Origin of the sequence: Campylobacter concisus (assembly GCF_003048605.1) — a bacterium.
GTDB classification, from domain to species: Bacteria; Campylobacterota; Campylobacteria; order Campylobacterales; family Campylobacteraceae; genus Campylobacter_A; species Campylobacter_A concisus_BM.
Map to the genome: position 1 here is coordinate 138,171 of NZ_PIRX01000004.1, position 19,288 is coordinate 157,458.

A 19,288-nucleotide genomic window follows, 5' to 3' on the forward strand; every position below is an offset into this window, starting at 1 on the left:
TAAAATGATAAACTTAGTCCTTTTAAAAATAAGGGAAAAATTTATGTTAAAAAGCGTTTTGCCACTATCTTTTATCGTAGCTAGCAGATTTTTTGGGCTTTTCATAGTCCTACCAGTGCTTAGCCTTTATGCGCTAAATTTAAGCGGCGCAAATGAGTTTTTAGTGGGGCTAATAGTAGGCGTCTATGCGATCTCACAGATGATATTTCAAGTGCCCTTTGGCGCTCTCTCAGACAAGATCGGCCGCAAAAAAGCGCTAACCATAGGCCTTTTGATCTTTGTGGCTGGCTCTATCGTCTGCGCGCTGGCAAGTGAAATTTACACGATGCTTTTTGGTAGATTTTTACAAGGTGTGGGAGCCGTGGGAGCCGTGGCAACAGCGATGATAAGCGACTTTGTAACAGAAGAAAACCGCTCAAAAGCTATGGCGATCATGGGCGCTTTTATAGGGCTTAGCTTTACGCTTTCGATGGTGCTTGGACCGCTTCTTGCTAGAAGCTACGGCCTATCAAGCCTCTTTTATCTAAGCGCTGCTCTTAGCCTGCTTTGCGTCGTGCTGCTCTACACCGTCGTGCCAAAAGAGATAAAAGTGAGCGCAAAGGCCCAGAAGGTGCCATTTGGCAAGCTCTTTTTACAAAAAGACTATATGATCATAAATTTCACCTCTTTCATGCAAAAGATGCTCACAAGCATCGCATTTTTGGTGATCCCGATCGTTTTGGTAAGAGAGTATGGCTATGAGAGCAGCGAGCTTTACAAGGTCTATACGCTTGGCGCTGTGCTTGGCTTTTTGGCTATGGGGCTAGCTGGCGCTTTGGGCGATGGCAAGGGGCTTAGCAAGGTCATCTTGATAGCAGGCACGCTGCTTTTTGCCATAACCTACACCATTTTTGTCTTGAGCTTTACGCTATTTGTCTTTGTGCTTGGCATCGCGATATTTTTTATAGGTTTTAACCTCCACGAGCCAATCATGCAATCAACCGCGACAAAATTTGTAAAATCCTCACAAAAAGGCACCGCTCTTGGCATCTTTAACTCATTTGGCTACTTTGGAAGCTTCGTTGGGGGCGCGTTTGGCGGATATATCATGCATGCTTTTAGTTTTAAAGTGCTTGCCATCGTCTGCGTGGTGCTTTGCGTGATCTGGCTTGTTTTGCTATTTAGCCTAAGCGATCCAAGAATTTTTAAAAATATCTACCTAAGCCCAGAAGCGAGCTTAAATTTAGAGCTTCTAAATAGCCAAAAAGGCGTGGTGGATTATTACAAAAACGAGAAAAATCAAGTGATCAAATTTGACTCTCGCCTAACAAGCGAGGCGGCCTTAAAAGAGAGCTTGAAGTTTTGATCTACGACGTCATCATCGTTGGTGCTGGCGCTAGCGGGCTCTTTTTAGGGGCAAATTTAAAGGGCAAAAAGGTTGCCATTTTAGAGAAAAACAGCAGCGCTGGCAAAAAGATCTTGGCAAGCGGTGGTGGCAGGTGCAACATCACAAACCGCTTTGTAAGCGCCAAAAACTACCTTGGCGAGCAAAAATTTATAGAGCAAATTTTAAAAGTGTTAAGCCCGGATCAGGTTTTGGAATTTTTTAGTGAGCTTAAATTTAGCGAGCAAAAACAAAATCAATTTTTCTGTGACAGCGGTGCAAAGAGCGTTTTGAGCCTGCTTTTAAAAAGACAAAATGCAGATATTTTTTATAATAAAGAGGTTATCGGCGCTAAAAAAGTAGATGAAATTTTTGAAATTTCATCTAGAGATGAGAAATTTAGAGCTAGAAATTTAGTCATCGCAAGTGGCGGACTAAGCTACAAAGCCCTTGGCGCAAGCGATGTTGGTTACAAGATAGCTAGCGAATTTGGCCTTGAGCTCTCAATGCCTGCGCCTGCCCTTGTTGGCTTTAGCGTGCAAAAAGATGAGTTTTGGTTTAAAGAGCTTAGCGGCGTTAGTCTAAGTGCGGACGTGGAGATAAATGGCAAAAAAGAGAGCCATAAATTTAGCGGCGACGTGCTTTTTACGCACAGAGGCATAAGCGGTCCAGCGATACTAAACGCCTCACTTTTTTGGCAAAAGGGGCGAATTTGCATAAATTTTTTGCCTAAATTTAGTGAGAAAAATTTAGTAAATGGTAAAAAGCAGCTTAGTTCGGTTTTGCCTTTGCCAAAGAGATTTGTACTGGAGTTTTTAAGAAATTTTGGCTTAAAAGATAGGGCATTTTATGAATTTAATGATGATGAAAAAAGTATCATAAAAAGGCTTTTTGCCTATGAATTTGCCCCGGCTGGGACATTTGGCTTTGAAAGGGCTGAAGTTACAAAAGGTGGTGTAAAAACAGAGTTTTTAGATGAAAATTTAGAGAGCAAAAGCGTAAAAGGGCTTTATTTTATAGGTGAAGTTTTAGATATCACCGGTATGCTTGGTGGATACAACCTGCACTTTGCATTTGCCAGCGCTCTAAAGGTGGCTAACGCTTTAAAAAATAGCTAAAAATCAGAGTGAAATTTAGCTAGTGGCAGCAAAAACTGCCACTAAATTTATTATTTCTCGCTTAGATACTCTTGCAAGCTTTTTACCTCAAGTGCTTTGCCAGTTTGAACTGTGCTTAGCGACTTGGCAGCTGCAAGTGCTGCACGGATAGTTGTGAAGTATGGGATCTTAAATCTAAGCACATTTTGGCGGATCTTTTTGCCATCATCCACGCTTGATTTAGTATCGCTTGTATTTATAACAAGTGCTATGTCGCCATTTTTAAGTCTATCTTCGACGTTTGGTCTGCCCTCGCTTATCTTATAGACAAACTCAGCCTCCACGCCAGCTTCGATTAAAATTTTATGCGTACCGCCAGTTGCGACGATGCTAAAACCAAGTGCTATTAGCTCTTTTGCAAGATCGGGTGCGTAAGACTTATCAGCGTCAGCTAGCGTTAAAAATACCCTGCCCTTGCTTGGTAAAGTGTTGCTCGCAGCGATCTGGCTCTTTGCAAATGAGCTTGCAAAGTCGTGGCTGATACCCATGACCTCGCCCGTGCTCTTCATCTCAGGGCCAAGGATGAGATCAGCGCCACTTAGCTTGTTAAACGGCAGCACGCACTCTTTTACACAAACATGCGAGCTAACGCGAGGTTTTAAGATATCACCGTCCTCATAAACGACCTTGTAATCATCATAAAATTTAAGCGCCTCACGTAAATTTCCCTGCCACATAACTCTTGTAGCTACCTTTGCCATAGGCACGCCAGTGGCCTTACTCACAAACGGAACGGTCCTGCTCGCACGAGGATTTACCTCGATCATATAAAGCTCATTTTCATAGATAGCAAACTGGATATTCATAAGGCCGACAACGCCTAAATTTAGCGCGATATCTCTGGTTTGCTTCTCCACTTTTTTTATCATTTCATCACTTAAGCTCATCGGTGGCAATATGCAAGCTGAATCGCCTGAGTGAATTCCAGCCTCCTCGATGTGCTCCATTATCGCACCTATATAGACCTCTTTGCCGTCACATATCGCGTCTACGTCGAGCTCTTTTGCGTCTTGTAAAAATTTATCAAGTAGCACTGGTGAGTGGTTGCTAACCTTTACCGCCTCACTCATATACTCTTTTAGCTCGCTCTCGTTATGCACCCTTCTCATCGCCCTGCCACCAAGTACGTAGCTTGGACGAACAAGCACTGGATAGCCGATGGTTGCTGCCTTTTGTAAGGCTTCTTCTAAGCTAGTAGCGGTGTCATTTTTAGGCTGAAGGACGCCTATTTTATTTATAAATTCGCTAAATTTCTTTCTATCCTCGGCCACGTCGATCACTCTTGCAGTTGTGCCGATGATCTTAGCACCGATCACGCTTAGGCGTTTTGCAAATTTAAGCGGAGTTTGACCGCCAAAATGCACGATGACGCCATCTGGCTTTTCACGCTCGATGACAGCTCTCACGTGCTCAAAATCTATCGGCTCAAAGTACAAAATATCGCTCGTGTCGTAGTCGGTTGAGACGGTTTCTGGGTTGCAGTTGTACATTATCGTCTTTACGCCAAGGTCTCTTAGGGCGTAGCTTGCATGCACGCAGCAGTAGTCAAACTCTATGCCCTGGCCGATCCTGTTTGGACCGCCGCCTATTATCATCACCTTTTTAGCCTCTTTTACTGGCTCTTTTTTAGGAAATTTAGTGATATTTGTAGATGAGTAGAGATACGGCGTTAGCGCTTTAAACTCACCCGCACAAGTATCAACCTCGTTGTATTCAAGCTCGATGCCAAGCTTCTGCCTAGCAAAATAGATATCATTTTGACTAAGCTCAAGATCGTCTTTTTCATTTATAAGCACCGCTATCATCTTGTCTGAAAAGCCCATGCTTTTGGCCTCTCTAAGCAACTCTTCGTTGTTTAAGATATCCATGTCGATCTTATCTTCAAATTTAACTATCTCATAAATTTGCTCTAAAAACCAAGGATCGATCTTGCTAAACTCATGCACCTCAGCCACACTAAAGCCATCTCTAAATGCCTGCGCGATATATAAAATTCTCTGCTCGTTCGCATTTCTGATGCCATAAACTAGGGCATTTTTCTCTAAATTTAAGCTATTAAAACCGCTAAGATCGCGCTCTAGGCTGCAAAGCGCCTTTTGGATACTCTCTTTAAATGTCCTACCAATCGCCATAATCTCGCCAACTGACTTCATCGCAGTGCCTAGATATGGGTTTGATCCTGGAAATTTCTCAAATGTAAAACGTGGGATCTTTGTCACGATGTAGTCGATCACAGGCTCAAAGCTAGCAGGCGTGCCAGTGATATCATTTTTGATCTCATCTAGGCTAAAACCAACTGCAAGCAACGTCGCGACCTTTGCGATCGGGTAGCCAGTAGCTTTACTTGCTAGCGCTGAGCTGCGGCTAACTCGTGGGTTCATCTCGATAACGATCATGCGACCCGTTTTTGGGTCTATGGCAAACTGCACGTTGCTGCCGCCAGTATCAACGCCGATCTCACGAAGTATGGCAAAGCTAGCGTCACGCATAGCCTGATACTCTTTATCTGTGAGTGTGAGTGCTGGTGCGACCGTGATGCTATCGCCTGTATGCACACCCATTGGGTCGAAATTCTCGATCGAGCATACGATGATGCAGTTGTCATTTCTATCTCTGATAACCTCCATCTCGTACTCTTTCCAGCCAAGCAAGCTCTCTTCTATCAAAATTTCATGTATCGGACTTGCATCAAGGCCTGTGTTGGCTAGCTCTTTAAACTCATCCATATTATAAGCCACGCCGCTTCCTGCGCCGCCAAGCGTATAGCTAGCTCTTATGATTAGCGGAAAGCCTATCTCATTTGCCGCATTTAGCGCGTCGTCCATGTTATAAGCATATCTACTTTCAGGCAGGTCCATGCCGATCTTTTGCATGGTCGCTTTAAAAATTTGTCTATCTTCGCCCTTTTTTATCGCTTCTGGGTTTGCACCAAGAAATTTCACATCCTTTAAAAGGCCACTCTCAAAGACCTCCATGGCGGTGTTTAGTGCCACTTGACCGCCCATAGTTGGCAAAATGGCGTCTATCTTTTCTTTTTCTATGATCTTTAAAATGCTATCTTTTGTGATCGGCTCAATATACGTTGCGTCGGCGAAATTTGGATCAGTCATGATGGTGGCTGGGTTTGAGTTGATGAGCACTACGCGGTATCCAAGCTCTTTTAGCGTCTTGGCCGCTTGCGTGCCTGAGTAGTCAAATTCGCAGGCTTGACCGATGACGATAGGGCCTGAGCCGATTAGTAAAATGGTATTTATATCTGTTCTTTTTGGCATCATTTTTCCTTTGTTACAACGTATAGGTAGTTTGGTATGTTTAGCTTTGCATAGGGCTCTACTATCACGCTTTGATAGGAGCTCTCTTTTAAAATTTTACTCACGCGCCCTACTGGCACCCCACTAAAAAATATCCCATCAAGCCCGCTCGTAAAGACCTCGTCGCCCTCTTTTGGGCTGAGCCATTGTGGGATAAATTTCACCATTATTTGACCTTGATTTCCATGCGCGACGCCTGGAATTTTCTCATTTCCTATATAGACTGCAAATATACTTTTTGGGTCATTTTGCAAGTAGGCTAGCGGCTTGCCGTCTTTTGCGATGACGATGCCAGCGCTACTTCCTTGATATATGAGACCGTAAATTTTATTTGGGTCGTATCCTTCAAACTCGCTTATCCAAATTTTATTATAATCCCCGATATGCACGTAACTAAGCCCTTTTACTAGCTTTACAGCTGGGGCGTAGGCAGTTGAGTTTTTATCTTTTAAAATTTGATTCAGCTCGTTTGCAAAAGTAGATAAAAGCGTAGCTGAGCGCTCTAACTCTTTGTTTTGCGCTCTTAGTTTTTCTATCTCGCTAGCCTGCCTAAAATATTCATTTATATAATCTTTCACGCTTTTGGCAAAATTGTCGTATGAATTTATAGCGTAGTTGCTAAATTTGATAGAGATGTTGCTTAAAATTTCGCCCTTAAACATCGAGGCGCCAGCAAGCAACGCTATAAAAACAAAAAGAACAATCTTACTCTTCATTTGTTAGCTGTTGTAAAAGTCCGATCTCTTGAAGTGCCTTGCCTGTGCCCCTAGCAACAGCAAGAAGCGGCTCATCAGCTACAAATACTGGAAGTTTAACGATATCAGACAAGAACTTATCAAGCCCTCTAATGAGCGCTCCACCGCCAGTTAGCACGATACCAGTCTCGACGATATCGCCAGCAAGATCAGGCGGCATCATCTCAAGCACAGTTTTTAGCGCATCTGCGATCTCTTTTAGCGGCTCTCTCATCGCCTCTCTCACATCCTCGCTCGTTAGCTCAACCCTGCTTAAAAGACCGCTCACTTGGTCGCGTCCTTTAACTGCCACACTTAGCTCTTTTTCTAGCTGCACAGCAGAGCCTACGGCAACTTTTATCTCCTCGCCTGTTCTCTCGCCTATTAGTAAGTTGTATTTTTCTTTTATGTAGTTAACGATACTGCTATCTATCTTATCGCCAGCTGTGCGGATAGACTTTGAGATAACTAAACCGCCAAGTGAGACGACGCCGATCTCAGTCGTACCACCGCCGATATCAACTACAAGGTTTCCTTGTGGCTCACGAACTGGTAAATTTGCTCCAATAGCCGCTGCCATAGGCTCTTCTATCAAAAATACCTCTCTAGCACCAGCACTTAGTGCGCTCTCTCTAACAGCCTTTCTCTCAACCTGAGTAAGTCCATAAGGAACTGAGATGATGATCCTTGGGCGTAAGAAATTTTTCCTTCTATGAGTCTTTTCTATGAAGTAGCGTATCATCCTCTCTGTCATGTCAAAGTCCGCGATAACGCCATCTCTCATCGGTCTTATCGCCTCGATGTCACCAGGAGTTTTTCCCACCATCTCTTTTGCAGCGTGGCCGACTGCTAGAATTTTTTGTTTTCCATATTTTTCACGTCTTACTGCAACAACCGATGGTTCATTTATGATTATTCCCTTATCTTTTACCAAAACCAAAGTGTTTGCCGTACCTAAATCTATACCCATATCACTTGAGAAAAAACCTATAACCTGATCTAAAAACATCTATTTCCTTTACGCTGTTAATTTATTGTGCTTTACCAAAATCGGCTTTGCCTTATCTTTTACCGTCTCTTTTGAGATCACGATATCGTAGTCTTTTAGCTCTGGCAGATCATACATTATATCTGTCATGAGCTCTTCCATTATGCTTCTAAGCCCTCTTGCCCCAGTCTTTCGCTCGATAGCAAGGCTTGCTATCTCTTCAAGCGCCTCATCATCAAATTTAAGCGTAGCGCCGTCGATCGCACAGAGCTTTTGATATTGTTTTAATATCGCATTTTTTGGCTCGGTCAAAATTTTAACCATATCCTCTTTTGTTATCTCATTTAATGTAGCAACCACGTGAAGTCTGCCGATGAGCTCTGGGATGAGGCCATATTTTACAAGATCGTCTGGCTCAAGCAGGCTTAGTAAATTTTCTTTTTCATTTTTGCCACGTTTTTCTTGGTTAAAGCCAAGTACGTTTTTACCAACTCTGCGCTCGATAATATCAAGAAGTCCGTCAAATGCACCGCCGCAAACAAATAAGATATTTGTCGTATCTATCTGGATAAAGTCTTGATTTGGATGCTTTCTGCCGCCTTTTGGTGGGATATTTACTACGCTACCTTCGATGATCTTTAAAAGTGCTTGCTGTACGCCCTCGCCTGAAACGTCTCTTGTGATGCTTCTGTTTTCACTCATTCTAGCGATCTTATCGATCTCATCGACAAATACAATGCCCTGCTCCGCCTTTTTCACGTCGCCATTTGCAGCTTGCAAGAGCCTTGTAAGGATATTTTCAACGTCCTCGCCGACATATCCAGCCTCAGTTAGGCTTGTCGCATCGCAAATCGCGATAGGTACATCAAGAAATCTCGCCAAAGTCTGAGCCATCAACGTCTTGCCGCTACCAGTTGGACCAACAAGCAAGATATTTGACTTTGAAATTTCAGTGTCGTCTTTGATGTCGCTTTGTTTAAAAATTCTCTTATAGTGGTTATATACGCCGACGCTAAAGACCTTTTTAGCCCTATCTTGACCGATCACGTAGTTATCAAGTACCGCTTTTAGCTCCTTTGGTGTGAGCTTTTGATACTCTATCGCCTCTTCGTTTTTGCTCTCTTCTACACTCGTATCACCATGTATCATATCGTATGCTGCTGCTATACAGTACTCGCATATATAGGCGTTTCCTTCGATATCTGCTAATAATCTTCTCTCAGCAGACTCAGCCTCGCCACAAAAATTACACTTTCTAGCCATTAATCTCTTCCTTTTGCAAGCGGAATTCCTCTTGTCGTTTCTAATATAAATTTACACATTTTTTTAACATTTTCGTCGCTAGTTTTTGCGATCAGCTCGTTTGCTTGATCTTTTAGGCTGATGCCTTGATTAAACAAAAATTTATAAGCGCGAACAAGCTCTTCAACCTGCTCTTTGTCAAATCTACGCCTAATGCCAACTAAATTTAAGCTTCTTATATAAGCTCTGTTGCCCTCAGCTAGGCAAAATGGCACTACATCTTGACTGAGCGCACTAGCCCCTGCGACCATGCAGCTCTCACCTACTCTAACAAACTGGTGAATAGGCGTAAGACCGCCCACAACAGCGTAGTCGCCAAGCTCGACGTGGCCTGCTAGAGTTGCATTATTTGCCAAAATGACGTTGCTGCCTATTATGCAGTCGTGTGCAATGTGAGAATATGCCATGATAAAGGCGTTATCGCCGATCCTTGTTATACCATCGCCCTTGTGCGTGCCTGAGTTTATCGTGCAAAACTCACGTATAGTTGCGTGCTCACCGATGATGACGCCAGTATCGACCTCATCTTTATAGCTGATATCTTGCGGGATGTCGCCCACGATCGCGTAGCTAAATACACGAGAGTTATCGCCGATCCTCGTCTTACCAAGCACCCTTGCGCCTTGTTTTATCGTGACGTTGTTGCCAAGGACCGCATCTTTACTTACAAATGCGTAAGCCTCGATATTTGCGTCATCTCCAATGATCGCTCCATCTTCTATAACTGCTGTTTGGTGGATATTTTTCATTGTCTCTCTTTTTTAAGCAAAAGCCTATTTATCGACTATCATCGCTTTTAGTTCAGCCTCGGCGCATAGCACATCATCGACGTATGCTTTGCCCTCAAGCACCCAGATATTGCCTTTATGTTTTAATACATTTAATCTATACTCTAGCCTATCTCCAGGGCGGACTGGATGGCGAAATTTCGCTCCGTCAATGCTCATAAAATAGACCACTTTGTTCTCGATGCCAGCTTGATGCTCGTCGCTCATACTCTTAAACGCTAGCACGCCACCAGCTTGCGCCATGCCCTCAATGATCATTACACCTGGATAGATCGGGTGACCTGGGAAGTGCCCCTGAAATATCGGCTCGCCAATGGTTACATTTTTATAAGCGACGATATTTTTTGCAGGCTCTAGCTCGACAACTCTATCGATAAGCAAAAAAGGAAATCTATGTGGGAGAATTTTTTGAATTTCTACGACGTCTATCACGTTTTAGCCTTAGTAATGTAAATTTTGGCAGATTGTAACAAATTTATACTAAGAAAAAAATTATTAGCCTCTTTTAAAATCTCTGAAATTTAGCCTTAATGGGTCTAAATTTAGCCCTCTAAAACCAAAATTTCTTCGCTGTCGTTGTAAAAAACAGCCTTTGCGTAAATTTCGTAGCTGCCCTTTTTGACCTCGTCTAAGATGATGATAGGGTTTTGCGAAAACTCCCCGCTTATATCACGGCGAAATTTCATCTCAGCGTCAAGCTCAAGCGGCCTTTTACAAAGCTCATCAACGCTTTTAAATTTGCTATTTGTAAATTTATTAAAGCACTCTATACTCATAAATATCGCGCCCTCTTTTAGCTCATCGTCCATTTCGCAGTCACGCTCCACATTTAGCTTTAAATTCTCTCTTTTAAAGCCAGAGTAGAGCACAAAGTAGCTTGGCACCACAACTGCTTCAAATTTAACACTAGCACGCAAAAGCCTGTAGTTTAAAAATCGCCTTCTAAAAAGGTGAAATTTCTCACCTCTCGCCTCGCACTCGCGCACCTTTTTGTAAAGCTCAAGTCTCGCCTCAATGCTTCCATAAAGCGCTCTTGCGTGTAGCTCACTCATAAGCTCACTTTGGGGCAAATTTTGCGAGTCGCGCTGTTTTTTTAAGGCAAAGACGCAGCCGCAGTAGTTTTGGTGATAAAGCTTGTCCTTTTTAGCGAGGATAAACTGCTCGCTTGTGCCGCCATTTTTTCTATAATCAACCGCAACCGCCTCTAAATTTGAGCCAGCCACCGCCTCATCAAGCGCCTTTTTAAGCTGAGTAAAGTCCTTTTTTGGGCTCATCAAAAGCGTTGTCGTGATCTTATTTAGACCAAGTTCTAGCGCCTTTTTGGCGGAGTCTTTCATGCGAAAATCAAAGCAGTACTCGCACCTTTTGCCCTTTTCTGGCTCATCTTCAAGCCCTTTTGTGCCGCCAAGCCACGCTTCGTAGTCGTATTCGCCGCATATTAGCTCGATGCCTAGCTTCTCGCAGCTTCGCTTCACGTCCTCAAAACGCAGTAAAAATTCGCTATATGGATGTATGTTTGGATCATAAAAATAGCCTACTATTCGTTCATTTGGATAGTCTTTTCGTAGGCGCTGTAAAAAGTAGTGGCTATCGACCGAGCAGCAGATATGAACTAGCAAATTTGACCTTTTTGGGCAGATTATACCCAAAAAGGCCTTTTATGTTTTACTCTAATGGAGCCTTGCTTTGTAAAAATCTAACAAGATATTCCGTCTCATCTCCTACAAGACCTGCATTACCAACCATAGTTTCAATGACACTTGGCCAAACATTTACACTAAACTCGTCATATCCATGTAAAGCATGACAGTTTCCACATCTCTCTTTAAAAAGTGCTTCACCCTTTGTCAAGACTTGAGCTCCATCGCTTGTTAAAGCATCCTTTGCAACAAAACCAGTAATGCTAACTTGAAGCCACTCATTATCATATTCATCCATAGTCTTTTTAACGGTTTTTAAAATTTTAGGATCTTTTGCCTCTACATCAAGCTCTAAAATTCCAAGTTTTGAGTAAGCATTTATGCTATCTTGCGGCACAAAACCGCTGTAGCTTACTTCAGCAAATTTGCCATCATCTTTTATAACATTCAACTTCGCTCCAACATGCATTATAGCGATCTCTTTGCCATTTGCTTTATCTAAAAGTGGTGTTTTTGAGATCACATATGCATCACTGGCAAATAGTGAAGCACAAAACACTAAAAGAGTTAAAATTTTTCTCATTTTTTATCCTTTTTTACTAAATTTAGGTTGTGAAAATACATTGATCTCAGGCAACTCTTTTTCAAATTTTTCTATCTGAACTAGAGCTGTTGCTTGATTTCCCATAGCTAGTTTTGATGTTGGTTCATTAGGGGTCAAAACGTTTACGTTACCATGAACACAAAGCTCTTTTTTGTCTGGATCCCACCATGCTCCCTCTTCTATCCTAACAACACCTACTTTCACATTTTTTGTCACTATAGCACCGCATAAAATTTCTCCTCTACCATTAAATACGCGGACAATATCTCCATTTTTTATGCCTCTAGAGGCTGCATCATTTGGATGTATCCAAACAGGCTCTCTACCATTTACTTCAGCTAAATTTCTAAGCCAAGTATTGTTTAGCTGTGAGTGCAAGCGATATTTTGGATGAGGAGAAACTAAATTTAGTGGATATTTTTTTGCCTCTTTGCTGCCTAGCCACTCCATAGGTTCCATCCATGTAGGATGAGATGGGCAATCCTCATACATAGCTTTGCCTATCTTTTTAGAGACTATTTGAATTTTACCAGATGGCGTTCCTAAGCGGTTAATGATAGGATTTTTCCTAAAATCAGCCATTTTTACATATTCATATGCATAATCTGGCACCTTAAACTCAACATAACCTTTTTCCCAAAATTCTTCAAAGCTTGGCATGTTTAGATTGTTTGCATCGCCTTTTTTCTTTGAAGCGTTGTAAAATTGCTTGATCCAGTCAAACTCGGTTTTTCCTTCAGTAAAGGCATTCAGTTCAGTCTGACCAAATTGTTTTAATATCCCACTATAAATTTCATAGTCATTTTTAGCCTCCATATAAGGCTCAGCGATTTTATGCATAGCAATTATAAATTTATTAGTGTGAGATTTTGTTATATCGTCCCTTTCTTGCTCGGTTGTTGCTGGCAAGACTATGTCTGCCATTCTAGCACTTGCTGTCCAAAAGCAGTCTTGAACGATAAATGTATCAAGTTTTTCAAAGGTTTTTGCCATCAGTTTTGTATCTGGGTGATGATGAAAAGGATTGCCACCAGCCCAATAAGCTAGCTTGATGTCAGGATAGGTTATCTTTTTGCAGTTAAATTCTACCTCTTTGCCAGGATTGTTTATACAATCAACTATTCTTGAAACAGGTATTGCGATATTATCCCTATGTTTCCAATCACCATCAACGCTTGGCACGATACTTATGCTTCCAAGACCAGGGAAAGCCGTGCTTGATTGAGCTTTACCACTACTTAAACTTAATGCACTACCAACTGGAGCTGCTGGAGATGGGCAACCGCCATCTGAATAGTGATATCCAAAGCCATATCCTCCACCAGGAAGTCCGATCTGACCGATAAATGCAGCAAGAACTGTCGCCATCCAGTGAAACTGCTCTCCATGGTGTGCTCTTTGAGGACCCCAACCACACATTAGCATTGTTCTTTTTGCGCTAAAAAGTCTTGCTAAAGTTTTGATATCTTCTTCATTAACACCAGAAATTTTACTAGCCCAAGTAGCATTTTTAACTATTTTATCTTCAGCTTCTCCATTTAGATAGGCCTTAAATTCAGCTACACCACTAGTGTAGCGTTTTAAAAATTTCTCATCGCTAACACCAGCTTTCATCATCTCATAGCATATACCCATCATCAAAGCAACATCTGTTGTAGGATTTACATGAATATGAGTAGCACCAAGATACATAGAAGTATTATTTAAAACTGGGTCTATGCAAATAACTTTGACACCACGTTTTTTCATCTGTTCTTTTAGCTTTTTGAAGTATATATAGCTCTCGTGATCTGGCACGCCCCATGCGATTTGGTTTGTATTTATCGGATCTGCTCCCCATATAACAACCACTTCGGTTTCTTTTAATATCACAGGCCATGCAGTTTGAAGTGCGCCGCTCTCGTCTGTACCAGTAACATAAGGTGTAATAGCACGTATTGCATGAGTAGAATAAGTAAGTGTTCTTGTTTAGCCACCAAGTACGTTTAGCATTCTACCAAGGAGCGTTTGCGGGTTATTTACACTTCCCACGCTATACCAACCGTAGCTTCCGCCATATATTGAACTAGCACCATGCTCTTTATAAACACGTTTTAGCTCATCTGCTACGATCTTATAAGCCTCATCCCAGCTTACTTCAACCCACTCATCTTTACCTCTCTTGCTCTTATCACTTTTATATCCTTTTTCAAGATATCCTTTTCTAACAGCAGGTCTAGCGATACGAGTCTCATCATATGTTCTTGCTAGCACTCCCTCTCTTAGTGTCACTGGATAAAAATCAAGCTCATTGACATCAGCAATGCCCTCAAATTTACCATTTTTGCTTAAGCCTCTTATAGCACCAAAGTGTGAAGCACTTATCTTTGCAGAAGTGTCGTTCATTAGGTTGTCACTAATTAAGGCAGTGGCACTTGCACTACTTGCAAACGCCGCGCTTGCAGCTGCACCTTTTAGAAATTCTCGTCTTTTCATTTTTTCTCCCTTAATGAAATTGGTTACAGCGATTATAGTTATCTAAATTTTAGCAATTACTTAAAATTTATAATATTTATAAATTTTTTAAAGTAAATAATAATTTTTATTTTTATATAAGAAATAGCGTTTGAATATTTTTATTATTTTTAGAATAGAGTGGTTATTTTTTGTTATTTAAAGCTAACACTACATCAAAGTTTGACGTCATAAAATTTAGCTGCGTCAAGGTATTTTTTAAGGACATTTTGGCTTGCAAGATCTTCAAATTTACCCCACGCCACTTGCTTACCAGATTCGATAATTAGCACCTTTTGCGCTATTTTCATCGCACTTAAAATATCGTGCGTGATAAAGATAATGCTGATCTTTTCATCCAAGCTTAAAAGCAAATTTATGATCTTTTGCTTTGTCTCGTTGTCAAGCCCGCTTGTTATCTCGTCGCAGATTAGGATTTTTGGTTTTGAAAGAAGCGCTAGCAGTATCCCAACCCTTGTCGCCTCGCCGCCACTTAGTTGCGATGGATATTTTTCTAAAATTTCATCTTTTAAATTTAAATTCGCTAAAAGCTCTTTGAGCTCATTTTGGCTAAAGCTAAGCTTAAGATATGACCTCACATGAGCGATGGCTGTTTTTACTTTTAGCGCTGGATTTAGGGCTTGTTTTTGGTTTTGCAAGATATATCTGATATCTTTTTTGAGCTCATTTTTGTCTGTGATCTCCTTATCGTTTATATAAATTTTGCCCCCACTTTTTGGCTCGCTAAATGATATGAGCTTTGCAAGCGTGCTTTTGCCACTGCCACTTTGACCCAAAATGGCTAAATTTTCGCCATCATCAAGCTCGCAACTTATCCCCTCTAAAAGGTGCAGTACTTCAGCTCTAGCGTTAAAATGCTCCTTAAAGCTTAAACTTTTTGAGACGTTTTCAAGCCTTATTTTCACGCATTTTCCTTTAAATTTAGCCGCCCATCTCTCATCTGCCAAATTTCATCACTAAGATATTTTGTCAGCGCCTCATCGTGCGAGATAAAAATGACGCTCATCTTGCCCTTTAAGCTCTCTAAGATGCCAGCCACGTGGCTACCGCTAATGCTATCAAGCCCGCTTGTTATCTCGTCACAGACTAAAATTTTTGGCTTCAGGCAAAGCGCCAGAGCGATCTGCACACGGCTCGCCTCGCCGCCACTTAGCTCGTATGAGTATTTGTGCCAGATGAGATTTGCATTACCCAGCCCAAACTCCCTAAAATAAGCAAATGCAAGCTCTTTATTTGTTTTATTATCGCCACCAAGATAGGCGTTAAAGTGATCGCCCACGTTTAAGAGCGGATGAAGGCTTGCAACTGAGTTTTGAAAGATGAGCGCAGCGACATTTTTTCGGTGCTCTTTTAGCTCATTTTGGCTAAGTTTTAAGATATCTTTTTTATAAATGCTAAATTTATCCGCTCTCACTCTAAATTTATCATCAAAAAGCCTTATTAAGCTCTTTGCAAAGAGCGATTTGCCACTGCCACTTGCACCCGTGATACCTATAAATTTACCCTCACTCATGGCAAAATCAAGCTCTCGCAAAAGCTTCTTATCCTTATAAAAAACGTTTAAATTTTTAATCTCTATCATATTTTTATATTGCCATTTTTTGAATTTGACGTGATGATCGAGGTTGCAAGGATGAGCAAAAAGAGCGTCACGCCAGGGAAAAGCACCATCCACCAAGAGCCCAGAAAAAGCGCTTCTTTACTCTCATTTAGCATGATGCCAAGGCTTATTTTATTTGCGTCGCTACCCACGCCAAAAAAGCCAAGCGTAGCCTCCATGACGACCGCGTTTATCGCGTTTATGCCAAAGATACTAACTATTAGATGCTTTAAATTTGGCAAAATTTCAAAGCAGATAAGGCTAAATTTACCAGCCCCATTTATCACGGCCTGCTCGGCGTAGTCGCACTTTTTACTAAGTCTTAAATTTTGCATAAAAACTTTTGCGCCCTGCATAAACGAGCAAATAGCGATGATAAAAGAGGTTATGAGCAGATCTCCGCTACTAAATGAGCTAAAAAGCATGATAAAAATGATGTTAGGGATACTTAAAAATGCATCAAGCCCCTTATCAAAAAGGCTCTCACAAGCTCTACTCTTGCTCGTGCCAAAATATGCGTAGATGAGCGAAAAAAGCGTCGTTAAAAAGCCAGCTAAAAGCAAGATAAGAAGCGAGTTTTTAAGCGCGTAGGCCACTCTTATGAGATTGTCTCTGCCTAGGATGTCAGTGCCAAAGATGTGCTCGCCGTTTGGGGCTAAATTTACCGCCATAAAGTCAGTGAAATTTGGCTCAAATTTAGAAAAAAACGGCGTCATAAAGGCAAATGTGACAAGAGCTAAAAAGACAAAACAGGCCAGGAAAAATATAACTTTTCTCATAAATTTCTCTTATCTGCTAATATGGCAAAAATTTTAGCAAGTAAATTTGCAAAAACGACAAAAACAGCCGTTAGCAAAATGGTCGCAAGTGCGACTGGATAGTCTTTGGCGATGACTGCATCAAGGCTAAGCTTGCCTATGCCCGGAAATGAAAAAATGCTCTCAATGACGTATGAGCCAGCAAAAACGCCAGCCACAAGGGTTGCGAAATAATAGACTATATCGGTGCTTGCGTGCTTTATGGCAAAGAGATAAATTTTGCCCCGCCCCAAACCTCTAGCGTGAGCCGTCTGGATAAAGTCAGCGTTTAGGCTTTGATTTAGCGTGTCTCTTACAAATTTCACGTTTGCGCCAAGGTGTGGCAAGATGATGGCAAGCGTTGGCAAGATGATAAATTTAGCTCCCACCCCGCTAGATCCTAGCTCGTTTGCGCCAGAGCTTGGCAGCAAATTTAGATAGACGCTAAAGATCGCTATTAGCACGAGTGCGATGTAAAAATGCGGCAGTGATGCCAGCAAAAAGGAGCTAAAATTTATAAAGATATCGGCAAATTTGTTTTTATAAATGGCACTTAAAAGCCCTAAGAAAAAAGACAAAAGAGTTATCAAAAAAAACGAAGCAAAAAATAAAATAAGCGAGTTTAAGAGCCTCTCTTTAATGAGCAGCGACACACTTGCCCCACTTACAAAACTAGTGCCAAAGTCCCCTGTGACAAAGTGAGCTAGCCATCTAAAATACTGCACAAAAAAGCCATCTTTTAGCCCCAAATTTTCTAAAATTTGCTCTTTTATAGCCACGCTCACCGCCTCACTTCGCAAAAACATCGCATCAGTGACGTTTCCTGGCAAAAAATATATGAGCAAAAATAGAAAAAATGAGATAAAAAACAGCAACCCAAGGCTTGAGATCGCTGTTTTTAAAATGGCTCTAAACAAAGTTTTTATCCACTATTTTACTTGCCACTCTCTTATGTTCCATAAAAATCCAGCCCCATGGTGGCCTAAAATTTGCGTCTTTATGCCTGAAATTTTGTTGTTAAAAACGAGCGGATAGTCAAGATAGGCTATAAAAATGTAAGGTGGATTTTCAAAAAGCGCTTTTAGAAATTCTTTGTAGTATTTTTTCCTAAGCTCCACGTCCTTTGTATATCTCGCGTTTTTTAGGGCAAGATCGACGTTTGCGTCCTTGTAGTGGCTAAAGTTCCAGCCATTTTCATTTACGCTCACATCGGCAAATCCGCCAAAAATTCTATATGTATGAAAGTCTGGATCAAACGGACTTCCCCAGCCGATAACAAAGCTATCGACCTTACTTATATCAAAGGCTGTTTTTGGCTTTGCGTAGGCTTTGGCTCTTACGCCAAATTTCTCAAACTCGCTGCTTAAAATTTTAGCTAAATTGACCCTTAAGATGTCGTTATTAAAGGCATAGATGTCAAAGCCAAGCTCCTTGCCGTCCTTCTCAAAAAAGCCAGCCTTGTTTTTCTTAAAGCCACTCTTTTCAAGTAGCTCCCTAGCCTTTTGCGGATCGTAGCTAAATTTAAACTCGCTGTCGTTTGCAAAGCTTTTTTCTATCGGGTTGTTCGCTACGCTTGCATATCCGTGAAATAGTTTTTTAACTATCTCATCTTTATTGACCGCGTAGTTTAGGGCTATCCTTACATTTTTATCTTGAAAAAGAGGATCATTAAAGTTAAACATCAAAGCTCTGTAGTCTGCACTTTTAAACTTAAGCAAGCTTAATTTTTTATCATCTTTTATGAAATTTACACCAGTTGGAGAGATGAGCGCAACGTCGATCTCACCGCTTTTAAGGCCTACAAGTCTTAAATTTTCATCGCCAACTATCTTTAAAAATAGCCTTTTTATCTTTGGCTCACCTTTATAGAATTTATCATTTGCCACAAACTCCAAACTCTCATCTTTTTTCCATTTTACAAGCTTGTATGCGCCAGTTCCGATAGGTGCGTCATTAAATTTATCAGTCGCGATATCTTTGCCTTTTAAAATGTGCTCAGGCAAAACGCCAAAGCTAAGTGCGTCAAGAAACGGCGGAAAAGGCTCTTTTAGCGTGATCTTTACCTTATAATCGCCTAAAATTTCAACGCTTTTTACCACCTCGTAGTTTGAGATAGCAGGTGCGTTTAGCTTCTTATCTTGAGCCGCTTCGATGGTAAATTTAACATCCTTTGCGCTAAATTTCACTCCGTCATGCCAAAAAGCATCATCTCTTAGCTCAAAAACATACTCCAGCCCGTCATCACTCACCTGCCAAGACTTGGCAAGCTCAGGCACGACGTGGCTATTTTCATCGTGGCTAGTAAGTCCAGAAAAAACCAGCGAAAGCGTAGGATCGTGATCCTCGTCGTAGAGTGGATTTATACGAGGTGTTTGCTCCTCGATAGCGACCACAACGGCATTTTCATTTGCATAAGCAAAGGCAGAAAACAACAAAAACAATAAAGCCAAAAATCTCTTCATCACTCGCTCCTTTGTTTAAAAAATATTT

At 41.4% G+C, this 19,288-nt stretch carries 16 protein-coding genes and 1 pseudogene; 2 read left to right on the forward strand and 15 right to left on the reverse strand.

What is annotated here, in order from left to right:
- Positions 1-43 precede the first annotated feature (43 nt).
- Together CVS86_RS04295 and CVS86_RS04300 are read left to right on the forward strand one after the other, a co-directional pair.
- Positions 44-1,345, forward strand: a complete 1,302-nt coding sequence (locus CVS86_RS04295) for an MFS transporter (RefSeq protein ID WP_107791081.1) — start codon at positions 44-46, stop codon at positions 1,343-1,345.
- Positions 1,342-2,481, forward strand: a complete 1,140-nt coding sequence (locus CVS86_RS04300) for an NAD(P)/FAD-dependent oxidoreductase (protein WP_107791082.1) — start codon at positions 1,342-1,344, stop codon at positions 2,479-2,481. The genes CVS86_RS04295 and CVS86_RS04300 overlap by 4 nt, the downstream gene beginning before the upstream one ends.
- Before the next feature lie 50 nt (positions 2,482-2,531).
- Here CVS86_RS04300 and carB read toward each other — a convergent pair whose 3' ends face one another.
- The 15 genes and pseudogenes from carB to CVS86_RS04370 all read right to left on the reverse strand — a co-directional run bounded on the left by carB (position 2,532) and on the right by CVS86_RS04370 (position 19,260).
- On the reverse strand, positions 2,532-5,792 hold the full coding sequence (carB, locus tag CVS86_RS04305) for a carbamoyl-phosphate synthase large subunit (RefSeq protein ID WP_107791083.1): 3,261 nt from the start codon (positions 5,790-5,792) through the stop codon (positions 2,532-2,534).
- Positions 5,792-6,547 (reverse strand): rod shape-determining protein MreC, encoded by a 756-nt coding sequence (gene mreC, locus CVS86_RS04310; RefSeq protein WP_035142556.1) that lies wholly within the window; start codon positions 6,545-6,547, stop codon positions 5,792-5,794. Before mreC ends, carB begins: the two co-directional genes overlap by 1 nt.
- Entirely contained in the window at positions 6,537-7,574 is a 1,038-nt protein-coding gene (locus CVS86_RS04315; RefSeq protein WP_107791084.1) for a rod shape-determining protein, read from the reverse strand. Before CVS86_RS04315 ends, mreC begins: the two co-directional genes overlap by 11 nt.
- A 9-nt stretch (positions 7,575-7,583) precedes the next feature.
- Positions 7,584-8,816: an ATP-dependent Clp protease ATP-binding subunit ClpX gene (gene clpX / locus CVS86_RS04320; protein WP_012140425.1), complete on the reverse strand. Its 1,233-nt coding sequence runs from the start codon at positions 8,814-8,816 to the stop codon at positions 7,584-7,586.
- Positions 8,816-9,604, reverse strand: a complete 789-nt coding sequence (lpxA, locus tag CVS86_RS04325; protein ID WP_009295380.1) for an acyl-ACP--UDP-N-acetylglucosamine O-acyltransferase — start codon at positions 9,602-9,604, stop codon at positions 8,816-8,818. Before lpxA ends, clpX begins: the two co-directional genes overlap by 1 nt.
- A 24-nt stretch (positions 9,605-9,628) precedes the next feature.
- Positions 9,629-10,075, reverse strand: a complete 447-nt coding sequence (gene fabZ, locus CVS86_RS04330; protein WP_004317884.1) for a 3-hydroxyacyl-ACP dehydratase FabZ — start codon at positions 10,073-10,075, stop codon at positions 9,629-9,631.
- A gap of 110 nt (positions 10,076-10,185) precedes the next feature.
- Positions 10,186-11,262 (reverse strand): epoxyqueuosine reductase QueH, encoded by a 1,077-nt coding sequence (locus tag CVS86_RS04335; protein WP_107791137.1) that lies wholly within the window; start codon positions 11,260-11,262, stop codon positions 10,186-10,188.
- A gap of 46 nt (positions 11,263-11,308) precedes the next feature.
- On the reverse strand, positions 11,309-11,866 hold the full coding sequence (locus tag CVS86_RS04340; protein ID WP_107791085.1) for a hypothetical protein: 558 nt from the start codon (positions 11,864-11,866) through the stop codon (positions 11,309-11,311).
- A 3-nt stretch (positions 11,867-11,869) separates the two neighbouring features.
- On the reverse strand, positions 11,870-12,547 hold the full coding sequence (locus CVS86_RS10010; protein ID WP_320205273.1) for a molybdopterin dinucleotide binding domain-containing protein: 678 nt from the start codon (positions 12,545-12,547) through the stop codon (positions 11,870-11,872).
- Positions 12,548-12,670: 123 nt separating this feature from the next.
- A pseudogene (locus CVS86_RS10015) lies at positions 12,671-14,362 on the reverse strand (molybdopterin-dependent oxidoreductase); the annotation flags it as partial.
- Between the two features lie 194 nt (positions 14,363-14,556).
- A complete protein-coding gene (locus CVS86_RS04350) occupies positions 14,557-15,306 on the reverse strand; it encodes an ATP-binding cassette domain-containing protein (RefSeq protein WP_107791086.1) in 750 nt (249 codons plus the stop codon).
- Complete coding sequence (locus CVS86_RS04355) at positions 15,303-15,983, reverse strand: ATP-binding cassette domain-containing protein (protein WP_107791087.1); 681 nt, start codon at positions 15,981-15,983, stop codon at positions 15,303-15,305. The genes CVS86_RS04350 and CVS86_RS04355 overlap by 4 nt, the downstream gene beginning before the upstream one ends.
- On the reverse strand, positions 15,980-16,780 hold the full coding sequence (locus tag CVS86_RS04360) for an ABC transporter permease (protein WP_107791088.1): 801 nt from the start codon (positions 16,778-16,780) through the stop codon (positions 15,980-15,982). Before CVS86_RS04360 ends, CVS86_RS04355 begins: the two co-directional genes overlap by 4 nt.
- Entirely contained in the window at positions 16,777-17,715 is a 939-nt protein-coding gene (locus CVS86_RS04365; RefSeq protein WP_107791089.1) for an ABC transporter permease, read from the reverse strand. The genes CVS86_RS04360 and CVS86_RS04365 overlap by 4 nt, the downstream gene beginning before the upstream one ends.
- Before the next feature lie 12 nt (positions 17,716-17,727).
- Positions 17,728-19,260: an ABC transporter substrate-binding protein gene (locus tag CVS86_RS04370; RefSeq protein WP_107791090.1), complete on the reverse strand. Its 1,533-nt coding sequence runs from the start codon at positions 19,258-19,260 to the stop codon at positions 17,728-17,730.
- Positions 19,261-19,288: the final 28 nt, after the last annotated feature.

Excerpts from the sequence above, each read along its gene's own strand:
- mreC (WP_035142556.1), bottom strand. The coding sequence starts at position 6,547 with ATGAAGAGTAAGATTGTTCTTTTTGTTTTTATAGCGTTGCTTGCTGGC.
- CVS86_RS04355 (WP_107791087.1), bottom strand. The coding sequence starts at position 15,983 with ATGATAGAGATTAAAAATTTAAACGTTTTTTATAAGGATAAGAAGCTT.
- CVS86_RS04295 (WP_107791081.1), top strand. The coding sequence starts at position 44 with ATGTTAAAAAGCGTTTTGCCACTATCTTTTATCGTAGCTAGCAGATTT.
- clpX (WP_012140425.1), bottom strand. The coding sequence starts at position 8,816 with ATGGCTAGAAAGTGTAATTTTTGTGGCGAGGCTGAGTCTGCTGAGAGA.
- CVS86_RS04340 (WP_107791085.1), bottom strand. The coding sequence starts at position 11,866 with ATGAGAAAAATTTTAACTCTTTTAGTGTTTTGTGCTTCACTATTTGCC.
- CVS86_RS04360 (WP_107791088.1), bottom strand. The coding sequence starts at position 16,780 with ATGAGAAAAGTTATATTTTTCCTGGCCTGTTTTGTCTTTTTAGCTCTT.
- CVS86_RS04315 (WP_107791084.1), bottom strand. The coding sequence starts at position 7,574 with ATGTTTTTAGATCAGGTTATAGGTTTTTTCTCAAGTGATATGGGTATA.
- CVS86_RS10010 (WP_320205273.1), bottom strand. The coding sequence starts at position 12,547 with ATGCCAAGCTTTGAAGAATTTTGGGAAAAAGGTTATGTTGAGTTTAAG.
- lpxA (WP_009295380.1), bottom strand. The coding sequence starts at position 9,604 with ATGAAAAATATCCACCAAACAGCAGTTATAGAAGATGGAGCGATCATT.
- carB (WP_107791083.1), bottom strand. The coding sequence starts at position 5,792 with ATGCCAAAAAGAACAGATATAAATACCATTTTACTAATCGGCTCAGGC.
- CVS86_RS04370 (WP_107791090.1), bottom strand. The coding sequence starts at position 19,260 with ATGAAGAGATTTTTGGCTTTATTGTTTTTGTTGTTTTCTGCCTTTGCT.